Annotated in this window: 8 protein-coding genes and 1 pseudogene; 6 read left to right on the forward strand and 3 right to left on the reverse strand. The window is 67.5% G+C overall.

Going from position 1 to position 9,950, the window contains the following annotated elements; translation table 11 throughout:
• Positions 1–66 precede the first annotated feature (66 nt).
• The 5 genes from C5C17_RS02835 to C5C17_RS02855 all read left to right on the forward strand — a co-directional run bounded on the left by C5C17_RS02835 (position 67) and on the right by C5C17_RS02855 (position 5,393).
• Positions 67–702, forward strand: a complete 636-nt coding sequence (locus C5C17_RS02835; RefSeq protein WP_104251875.1) for a TetR/AcrR family transcriptional regulator — start codon at positions 67–69, stop codon at positions 700–702.
• Positions 692–2,509 (forward strand): DEAD/DEAH box helicase, encoded by a 1,818-nt coding sequence (locus C5C17_RS02840; protein ID WP_104251876.1) that lies wholly within the window; start codon positions 692–694, stop codon positions 2,507–2,509. The genes C5C17_RS02835 and C5C17_RS02840 overlap by 11 nt, the downstream gene beginning before the upstream one ends.
• A 72-nt stretch (positions 2,510–2,581) precedes the next feature.
• A complete protein-coding gene (locus tag C5C17_RS02845) occupies positions 2,582–4,096 on the forward strand; it encodes a GH1 family beta-glucosidase (protein ID WP_104251877.1) in 1,515 nt (504 codons plus the stop codon).
• Positions 4,093–4,764, forward strand: a complete 672-nt coding sequence (locus C5C17_RS02850) for an HAD family phosphatase (RefSeq protein ID WP_104251878.1) — start codon at positions 4,093–4,095, stop codon at positions 4,762–4,764. The genes C5C17_RS02845 and C5C17_RS02850 overlap by 4 nt, the downstream gene beginning before the upstream one ends.
• Positions 4,761–5,393, forward strand: a complete 633-nt coding sequence (locus C5C17_RS02855; RefSeq protein WP_104251879.1) for a GyrI-like domain-containing protein — start codon at positions 4,761–4,763, stop codon at positions 5,391–5,393. Before C5C17_RS02850 ends, C5C17_RS02855 begins: the two co-directional genes overlap by 4 nt.
• Positions 5,394–5,452: 59 nt before the next feature.
• On the opposite strand, the gene C5C17_RS02860 is transcribed toward C5C17_RS02855, so the two are convergent.
• The 3 genes and pseudogenes from C5C17_RS02860 to C5C17_RS02870 all read right to left on the reverse strand — a co-directional run bounded on the left by C5C17_RS02860 (position 5,453) and on the right by C5C17_RS02870 (position 8,637).
• Positions 5,453–6,349: a glycine betaine ABC transporter substrate-binding protein gene (locus tag C5C17_RS02860; RefSeq protein WP_104251880.1), complete on the reverse strand. Its 897-nt coding sequence runs from the start codon at positions 6,347–6,349 to the stop codon at positions 5,453–5,455.
• Between the two features lie 47 nt (positions 6,350–6,396).
• Complete coding sequence (locus C5C17_RS02865; protein WP_104251881.1) at positions 6,397–7,371, reverse strand: proline/glycine betaine ABC transporter permease; 975 nt, start codon at positions 7,369–7,371, stop codon at positions 6,397–6,399.
• Positions 7,368–8,637, reverse strand: a pseudogene (locus tag C5C17_RS02870) (glycine betaine/L-proline ABC transporter ATP-binding protein). The gene C5C17_RS02865 and the pseudogene C5C17_RS02870 overlap by 4 nt, the downstream one beginning before the upstream one ends.
• A 461-nt stretch (positions 8,638–9,098) precedes the next feature.
• On the opposite strand from C5C17_RS02870, the gene C5C17_RS02875 reads away from it, so the two are divergent.
• The gene (locus C5C17_RS02875) at positions 9,099–9,941 is read left to right on the forward strand and encodes a CPBP family intramembrane glutamic endopeptidase (RefSeq protein ID WP_181028457.1); all 843 of its coding nucleotides are present in this window, start codon (positions 9,099–9,101) and stop codon (positions 9,939–9,941) included.
• Positions 9,942–9,950: the final 9 nt, after the last annotated feature.

Genomic DNA, 9,950 nt, shown 5'->3' on the forward strand with positions numbered 1-9,950 from the left:
TTCGGTGCGACCTTTGTTGATCAAGTGATCAACAAGTGCTCGAAGAGTACGTAGACTCGGGACATCGTGTCAAGAGCCACCAGGAAGCCAGCCGCCGAGCGCCGCGCCGACATCACCGCGGCCGCGACCGCCCTCGCGCTCGAAGAGGGGCTCGCCGGCGTCACCATGCGCGCCGTCGCCAGTCGCATCGGGGTTGCACCGGCCCTGGTCGCCCACTACGAGCCGAACATGGACGAGCTCGTCACCTCGACATTCCGCGCAATCGTCGGCGGGGAGCTCGACGAACTCGAGGTGGAGCTCGCGCCCGTGGGCTCTGCCTCCGCCAGGCTCGACCTGCTCGTCGCGACGCTCCTCGACGGCAGCCGCGACGCCGTCACACACGTCTGGGTCGACGGATGGTCGCTCGGGCGCCGCAACGAGACGCTCGCCGAGGGAGTGCGCGCCGAGATGGACAGATGGCACGCCGCCATCACTCGCATCCTCGTCGCTGGCAGCGCGACCGGAGAGTTCCGCGTCCGCGAGCCGGACGCGGTCGCGTGGCAGATCCTGGGCATGATCGATGGCCTCAACGCCCACGCACTCGTCCGCTGGGGGCGAGACGCGAATCGCCCCGACCTGCTTCGTTCAGTGCTTGATGCGATACTCAGAGCTGAAACCGCCCAAAATCCTACAGAAACGACTAGTCTAAAGCGTGACTTCTAGCAATTCTTCCGTTCAGACCGAGGCCGAGGCTCCCTCCGAAGAGGCCCAGGCCGCGCCTACATTCGCCGATCTCGGTCTTGACGGGCCCGTCCTCAAGGTCCTCAGCGACGTCGGTTACGAGACCCCGTCCGCCATCCAGGCCGCGACGATCCCCACCCTCCTCGAAGGCCGCGACGTCGTCGGCCTCGCCCAGACAGGAACCGGCAAGACCGCCGCGTTCGCCCTCCCCATCCTCGCCCAGCTCGATGTCGACCAGAAGACGCCCCAGGCGCTTGTGCTCGCCCCGACCCGCGAGCTCGCCCTCCAGGTGTGCGAGGCGTTCGAGAAGTACGCGGCGCGCATGCGCGGCGTGCACGTCCTCCCCATCTACGGCGGCCAGGGCTACGGCGTCCAGCTCTCCGCGCTCCGTCGCGGCGTGCACATCGTCGTCGGAACACCCGGCCGCATCATGGACCACCTGTCGAAGGGCACGCTCGACCTGAGCGAGCTCAAGTTCCTCGTGCTCGACGAGGCCGACGAGATGCTCAAGATGGGCTTCGCCGAGGACGTCGAGACGATCCTCGCCGACACCCCGGACACCAAGCAGGTCGCGCTCTTCTCCGCGACCATGCCGTCGCAGATCCGCCGCATCTCGAAGAAGTACCTCAACGAGCCCGCCGAGATCACGGTCAAGACGAAAACCACGACCTCGTCGACGATCACGCAGCGGTACCTCATCGTGTCCTACGCGCAGAAGGTCGACGCGCTCACGCGCATCCTCGAGGTCGAGAACTTCGAGGGCATGATCATCTTCGTCCGCACGAAGAACGAGACCGAGGGCCTCGCCGAGAAGCTCCGCGCACGCGGGTACTCGGCGGCCGCCATCAACGGCGACGTCGCCCAGGTGCAGCGCGAGCGCACCGTCAACCAGCTGAAGTCCGGCAAGCTCGACATCCTCGTCGCCACCGACGTGGCGGCCCGTGGCCTCGACGTGGAGCGCATCAGCCACGTCGTGAACTTCGACATCCCGACCGACACCGAGTCGTACGTGCACCGAATCGGCCGCACCGGCCGCGCCGGCCGCACGGGCGACGCGATCAGCTTCATCACGCCTCGCGAGCGCTACCTGCTCGGCCAGATCGAGAAGGCCACCAAGCAGGAGCTCACGCAGATGCAGCTCCCCAGCGTCGACGACGTCAACACGACGCGCCTCACGCGCTTCGACGACGCCATCAGCGAGGCGCTCACGCAGAGCGACCGTGTCGAGAAGTTCCGCGACATCATCGACCACTACGTGCGCAACCACAACGTCCCGGAGTCCGACGTCGCAGCCGCCCTCGCGATCGTCGCCCAGGGCGAGACGCCGCTGCTGCTCGACGCCGAGGCCGAGCGCAAGGAGCGCTTCGAGCGCAACCAGCGCGAGCAGGCTGAGCGCAAGGAGCGTCGCGAGCGCGAAGGCGGCGGCGACAGCCGTGGCGGATCGCGCGGCGACAGCCGTGGTGGCGGAGAGCGCGCACCGCGTCGCTCGCGCTCCAACGGCAAGCCGATGGCCATGTACCGCCTCGCGGTCGGCAAGCGCCACAAGGTGGAGCCCCGCCAGATCGTTGGCGCGCTCGCGAACGAGGGTGGCCTGAGCCGCGACGACTTCGGTGCGATCGACATCCGCCCGGGCTTCTCCCTCGTCGAGCTGCCGGCCGACCTGTCGAACGACGTGCTCGACAAGCTCACCGGCACCCGCATCTCGGGCAAGCTCATCGAGCTGACGCCCGACCGTGGCCCGTCGCGCGACTCGGGCGACCGCCCGTACAAGAAGCGCTACGACAGCTAGCTCGCCGCCGCACGCACACGGGAGATGCACCTTCGTTTTCGAACGAGGGTGCATTTCTCGTGTGCCTGTGGGATGCGCCGAGGCGCACTGACGAGGCTCGCTAGAGTGGGCGTGCGCGACGACGCGCCACCCACTCAGCCAAGGAGCATCGTGCCAGAACCAACCACGGCCTCTTCCCCTCGAACCTTCTCCGACGACTTCGTCTGGGGGTCGGCGACCGCCTCCTACCAGATCGAAGGCGGCGCGGCGGAGGGTGGGAGGACCCCGTCCATCTGGGACACGTTCTCGCACACGCCGGGCAAGGTGCAGGGCGGCGACACCGGCGACGTCGCCATCGACCACTACCACCGGTGGAAGGACGACGTCGAGACCATCACGGAGATGGGACTGGATGCCTACCGCTTCTCGATCTCCTGGTCGCGTGTGCAGCCGGGCGGCTCCGGTGAGTTCAACGAGGAGGGCATCCGCTTCTACTCGGACCTGCTCGACGCACTCGTCGCCGCCGGTGTGAAGCCCGTCGCAACGCTGTACCACTGGGACCTGCCCCAGGAGCTCGAGGACGAGGGCGGCTGGGCGAACCGCAACACCGCGTACGCCTTCGCGGAATACGCGGCCCGTATGGCGGCAGAGTTCGGCGACCGCGTGCACACGTGGTCGACCCTCAACGAGCCGTTCTGCACGGCCTACCTCGGCTACGCGTCCGGCGTCCACGCCCCGGGTCGCACCGAGCCCGCTGCAGCGCTCGCCGCGTGCCACCACCTGAACCTGGCCCACGGACTCGCGACGCGCGCCATCCGCGCCGCCGTCGGAGAAGACTCCGTCGTCTCGGTGACCCTCAACTTCCACGTCATCCGCCCAGACAACCCCGACTCGGCCGACGACCTCGACGCGGTCCGCCAGATCGACGCGCTCTCCAACCGCGTCTTCCTCGGCCCCATGCTCTCCGGACACTACGACGATGACCTCATCCACGACACGCGTCACGTGACCGACTGGTCGTTTGTGCTCCCTGGCGACACGCAGCTCATCCACCAGCGCATCGACGTGCTCGGCGTCAACTACTACACGACGTTCCGCGTCAAGAAGTACCTGGGTGTGGGGGAGCGCTCGCGCAACGACGGCCACGGCGAGTCCGCCGCGAGCCCATGGGTGGGCGTCACCGACATCGACTTCGTCGACCAGGGCGCGCCATACACCTCCATGGGGTGGAGCATCTTCCCGGATGGCCTCACCGAGCTGCTGGTCTCGCTCACCGAGCGGTACCCCGGCCAGGCCCTCATGGTCACCGAGAACGGTGCGGCGTTTCCCGACGTCGTCGGCGAGGACGGGCTCGTGCACGACCCGGAACGCGTCGCCTACTACCGCGACCACATCGCGGCGATCGCCGACGCCATCGACGCCGGCGCCGACGTGCGCGGCTACTTCGCCTGGTCGCTCTTCGACAACTTCGAGTGGGCGTTCGGCTACAACATGCGCTTCGGCATCCTGCGCGTCGACTACGACACGCTCGAGCGCACGTGGAAGGACTCCGGCCGCTGGTACCAGCAGCTCATCGCGACCCGCACCCTGCCAGCGGTCGGTGCATGAGCGCGGTCGAACTCGTCATCTTCGACTGCGACGGCGTGCTCGTCGACAGTGAGGTGCTCGCGGTCCGCATCGAGCGCGAGATGCTCGCGGAACTCGGGTGGGAGCTCACGCAGGACGAGCACGTCTCCCGGTTCCTCGGCACCTCGCAGGCGACCTTCGAGAAGAAGCTGCAGGAGGGCCTCGGCCGGCCCGTGCCGGAAGGATGGTTCGATCTGCAGCGCGAGACGCTCTTCCACGCGTTCGACACGGAGCTGACGGCGGTCGAGGGCCTCCCGAGGGCGCTCGGCGTGATCCAGGATGAGCTCGGGCTCGCGAGCTGCGTCGCTTCGAGCGGCGACCATGCGAAACTCAGCAAGACGCTCGGGCACACCGGCCTCCACCCGCGCTTCGAGGGGCGCATCTTCAGCGCCACCGAGGTCGAGCACGGCAAGCCGGCGCCAGACCTGTTCCTCCACGCGGCCGAGCGGATGGGAGTGGACCCGGCGAACTGCGTCGTCGTCGAGGACAGCAGGTACGGGGTGCAGGCGGCAGTGGCCGCCGGGATGCACGCGTACGGCTTCGCGGGTGGGCTCACGCCGCGTGCGTGGCTCGAAGACGCGGGCGCGGAGACGTTCGCGCACATGGCCGAGCTGCCTGAGCGCATCCGGAGCCGCCAGGGGCAGGTGTGACCGGCTCCTCGAAGGTCGACTTCAAGAAGGAACTCGACTGCTACCGGGCGACGAGCGGCGAGTTCCGTGTGCTCGAGGTGCCGACGTTGCAGTACCTCATGGTGGACGGGCACGGAGACCCGAATACGTCGGAGGAGTTCACGAGCGCCGTCGAAGCGCTGTACCCGGTGGCGTACGCGATGAAGTTCGCGAGCAAGCTGGAACTCGACCGGGACTACACGGTCATGCCGCTTGAGGGGCTCTGGTGGTCCGAGGACATGGCGACGTTCACGGCTCGACGCGACAAGTCGCAGTGGAGCTGGACGCTGCTCCTCATGACGCCCGACTGGATCGACGCGCATCGATTCGACGAGGCGGTGGCCAGGGTCGCCGCGAAGAGGACCCCGGCCTGGCTCGACCGCGTGCGGTTGGAGCATCTCGACGAGGGCGCCGTCGTGCAGACTCTGCACCGGGGGTCGTTCGACGATGAGGGGCCGACGCTCGCCCGCCTGCACGACGAGTTCATCCCCGCGCACGGCTGGCGCATGACGGGCAGGCACCACGAGATCTACTTCAGCGACGTCCGGAAGGTGGCGCCCGAGAAGCGGCGGACCCTGCTCCGCCAGCCTGTCACTCGCGCGGGGGCCTGACGACATGCAGAAAGCGGGCTACTCGATGAGCAGCCCGCTTCCCGTGTGTAGCGTGGAACCTACGCGGTGAGCGAGTCCACGTACTCCTGGTTCTCGGAGATCCACTGCTCGACGAGCGGCGCGTAGTCGTCCGTGTCGTTCTCGTTGAACATCAGGTTCTCGAGCGAGTACAGCTGCTCGGAATCCATCTTGAAGTTCTGCAGCCAGCCGGCGACCGTCGGGTGCGTCTCCTGGAAGTCAGCCTTGCTGTACGAGTGGATGCCCTCCGAGTCGCCCAGCAGGCCCTGCGGGTCCTCGAGGTCGCGCACGGGGAACGCGTCGTAGGCCCAGTGCGGGCGCCACAGCGTGACGACGATGTTCTCGCCGTTGTTGGTCGCCGTCTGCAGCTCGGTGAGCATGGCAGCGGTGGACGAGGTCTGGTAGTTCATTCCCTCGAGGCCGTAGCCGGGAATGACGTCGTCCTGCGTGACGCGCGTGAGGCCGGCACCCGGCTCGATGCCGATGATCGTGTTGCCGAACTGGTCGGCTGCCCCGGCCAGTTCGTCGAGCGAGGTGATAGGGGAGTCCTCGTTGACGGCGATGGTCAGCGACGCCTCGTCGTTCCACGCACCGAGGTCGACGATGTCATCGCCGTACTCCTCGACGTAGTCCGAGTGCGTGATGGGGAGCCACGTGTCGAGCGTCACATCGTAGTCGCCCGTGGAGAGGCCGGAGAACACGGGAGCGGGGTCCGCGTACTCGAGCTCCACGTCGTAGCCCTTCTCCGTGAGGATCGCCTTCCACAGCTCGGACGCGGCGATGCCCTCGTCCCAGCCGTTGAACACGGCGATCGTGACGTCGGCCTGGTCGCCGTTCTCGAGCGTCTCGGCGGCGGTGTCGCCGGAGCATCCGGTGAGGGCGAGTGCGGCAGCGGAGGCTGCGGCGATCCCGGTGATGATTCGTTTCTTGGTACGCATGTGCGTCCTTTCGTTTCTGGTTTGGGGAATGGAAGTCGTGGGGCGGGTCAGCCCGTGGTGGTGATGGGGGCCCTGGTCGGCATCGAGTGCGTGGCAACCGCTTCGCCGGCATCCGCGGCCTCATGCTGCTGGGTGCGCTTCGAGCGGAGGAACGACGGCACGCGTCGCTTCTGCCCGGCGAAGGCGGCCGTCACGCGGTCGAGGAACATCGCGAGGATCACGACCGCGATGCCGGCTTCGAAGCCGAGCGCGACGTCGATGCGGTTGAGGCTCTGCACGACCTGCGCGCCGAGCCCGCCCGCGCCGACCATGCCGGCGATGACGACCATCGAGAGCGCGAGCATGATGATCTGGTTGACGCCCGCCATGATGGATGGCATGGCGAGGGGCAGCTGGATCTGGCGCAGGATGCGGCCGGGGGTCGCGCCGAACGCGCGCCCTGCTTCGACCACTTCCTTGTCGACCCCGCGGATGCCCAGCTCCGTCATGCGCACTCCAGGTGCCATGGCGAAGATGATCGTCGCGACGATGCCGGGCACGACGCCGACGCGGAACAGGATGAGCGCGGGGATCAGGTACACGAACGCTGGCATGGTCTGCATGAAGTCGAGGACCGGCTTGATGGCGTTCGAGGCCGCGTCGGACTTCGCGGCCCAGATGCCCAGCGGGATGCTGAAGAGGATGGCGAGCAGGCTCGCGACCAGCACGAGCGCGAGCGTCGTCATGGCGTTCTCCCACTGGTCGACGCCCACGATGATGAGGAAGCCGATGAGGCTTCCCAGTGCAAGCTTCCAGCCTTTCGCGAAGAATGCGACCGCCGCGACGACGATGAGGATCGCCCAGAACGGTGGCGTCTCGAGCGCCCAGTAGACGCCCTCGTACATGCCCTGGAAGATGGTGCGGATCACGGCGAAGAAGCCGTCGAGGGCAGTGGTCAGCCAGTCGACGACCGCCTCTGCACCGTCACCGAGGGGCAGTCGGAACGTGGCGGGCAGGGTCGTGAGTGCGGTGGCGGCGATCATGCGTGGCTCCCTTCGAGGGTCTCTGCGATATCCGCCGGGCTGACGCTCGTGACGGGGTCGATGATCGGGAGCAGGCCCGTGGTGCTGGGGACGTTCGCGAGGGAGGCGAGGATCGTGACGCGGGGAACGACGCCCAGGAGTCGCTGGTTCTCGTCGACGACCGCGATCGGCAGCGTCGAGTCGACCGACAGCTCGAACAGGTCAGAGAGGGGCGTCTCGGGGGAGACCATCGCGATGTCGCGTTTGATGGCGCTCGCGAGGTCGGGCTGGCCGTCCTTCACGAGGCGCATGACGTGGCGGTCGATGACGGCGCCTTCGAGCTTGCGACCGGTGGACGTGATGAACGCCCCGCCGGTCTGCGTGTCGCGCATGACGCGGAGCGCCCCCCCGGGGGCCTGCGCTCTGCGGGACGACGGCGCGAGCGGGCTCCATGACGCTGCCAGCGGTGAGCACACGCGCCCGGTCCACGTCCTGCACGAACTGCGCGACGTAGTCGTTTGCCGGGTCCGTGAGGATCTCCTCCGGCGTCCCGATCTGCACGATCGCGCCATCGCGCATCACGGCGATCCGGTCGCCGAGGAACATCGCCTCGTTGAGGTCGTGCGTGATGAAGATGATGGTCTTGCCGAGCTCGGCCTGCAGCTCGACGAGCTCTTCCTGCATCTCGCGGCGGATGAGCGGGTCGAGTGCGCTGAACGCCTCGTCCATGAGCAGGATGTCGGTCTCGGCCGTGAGCGCGCGGGCGATGCCGACGCGCTGCTGCATGCCTCCGGACAGCTCCGACGGCAGCGAGTCGGCCCACTGGCCGAGGCTGACGCGGTCGAGGACCTTGCGGGCACGCTCGAGGCGCTCGGCGCGCGGGACGCCCTGCACCTCGAGGCCGAAGGCGGCGTTCTCGAGCACCGTGCGGTGCGGGAAGAGCGCGAAGTGCTGGAACACCATGGAGACGTGGTTCTGTCGCACGCTGCGCACCTCGGCGGCGTCGGCCGTCGCGAGGTCGGTGCCGTGGATGACGATGCTGCCGGCGGTTGGCTCGAGCAGGCCGTTGAGCGTGCGGATGAGGGTGGACTTGCCCGAGCCGGAGAGGCCCATGACGACGAAGATCTCGCCCTGCTTGACGTCGAAGGTGGCGTCGATGACTGCCGCGGTGACCCCGGGGCCGAGTTCGGATCTCGGCGTTCCGGAGTTCAGTCGCTTCGCGGCTTCCTTGGGCTTGCGCCCGAAGACCTTCGTGAGGCCCTTCACAGACACAGCTGTGTCGTTCACGCGTTCTCCCTGCGGTAGATGGATCGGACGCGAAAGAACGCAGCGGTTCGCGACGCTGCCTCGGATGAGGAGACGGTCGCGGGGGCAGCGGGTACCAGGCGAGGACTGCACCAGAATGACGTTTGGGCGCGGTCATCGCCCCGGGCGCGCGCTGCCGATCGAGATTGCCTCACAGAGGCAGCGGATAAAGCGCACCGGGTTGGTCTTTCGCGGGGAATCGCGGCGCCGAACCGGTGTGGCGGCGATTGCTCCGGGAGTCAACGCTAGCAAGGTGCCTTCCCCGGGCATCGCCTGAGAGGGTTGATTTTCCGCCAAACTCGGCCCGTTTGCCAGGTCTCGACCCAGCGTCTGCCCCATGCCTGCGCGGATCGGAGCGCAAGGCGTGATAGTTACCGGAGCGTTACATCACACGCGACAAAAGCGCCGAACATCCGTCCAACTTGGCCTGAGAAGATGAGCGAATGAGCGAACGAGCGCAGAACCCGCCCGTCACCGGCACCCCGAAACGTGCATCCGAGGGAGTCAAGCTCCTGCACCTGTTCGCCGCACTTCTCGTCGTGTGCAGCGCGACCGTGCTCTTCGCCTTCGAGAACAACCTCGGCTACCTGCCGCTCGCCGCCGGAGTCGCCCTCGGCTTCCTCGCGGACCGAGGGCTCGGCCGCGATCTGCTGCTCGTCGGAATCGGCATGGGCATCATCAGCCTCCACTCGATGAAGGCCGACATCTCGTGGGGCAACATCGTCGTGATGGGCACGGTGCTGTCGCTTGCCGTCGCCGTGCCCTACGCCATCTCGAGGTGGGTCTACAAAGACCACGCCGTTCGCTTCCCGCTGCGCCGCGGCACCCCATGGTCGAGGCTCGAGAAGCTCTGGCTCGGCCTCGTCCTCGTGCTCGGCTGGCTCATCCTGCCGTTCTACTTCATCACCTCCGGCGTCTACCAGAACTGGCCGGCCGTCACGACCGCGTCCGAGATCGGGCGCCTCTTCGTCGGGGTCGGCTTCGTCGGCATCTGGGACGAGCTGTTCTTCATCTGCACGGTCTTCACGCTCCTCCTCCGCCACTTCCCGTTCTGGGTCGCCAACGCGCTGCAGTCGATCGTCTTCGTCTCTTTCCTCTGGGAGCTCGGCTACCAGTCGTGGGGGCCGCTGCTCACCCTGCCGTTCGCGCTCATCCAAGGGTGGATCTTCACGAAGACCAAGTCGCTGACGTACGTCATCTGCGTGCACCTGCTCTTCGACCTCGTCGTCTTCCTCGTCATTGTCCACGCCCACCACCCCGCCTGGCTGCCGATCTTCCTCTACTAGCCCCCCCCG

The sequence above is a fragment of the Pseudoclavibacter sp. RFBA6 genome, assembly GCF_002931575.1.
GTDB classification, from domain to species: domain Bacteria; phylum Actinomycetota; class Actinomycetes; order Actinomycetales; family Microbacteriaceae; genus Pseudoclavibacter; species Pseudoclavibacter terrae.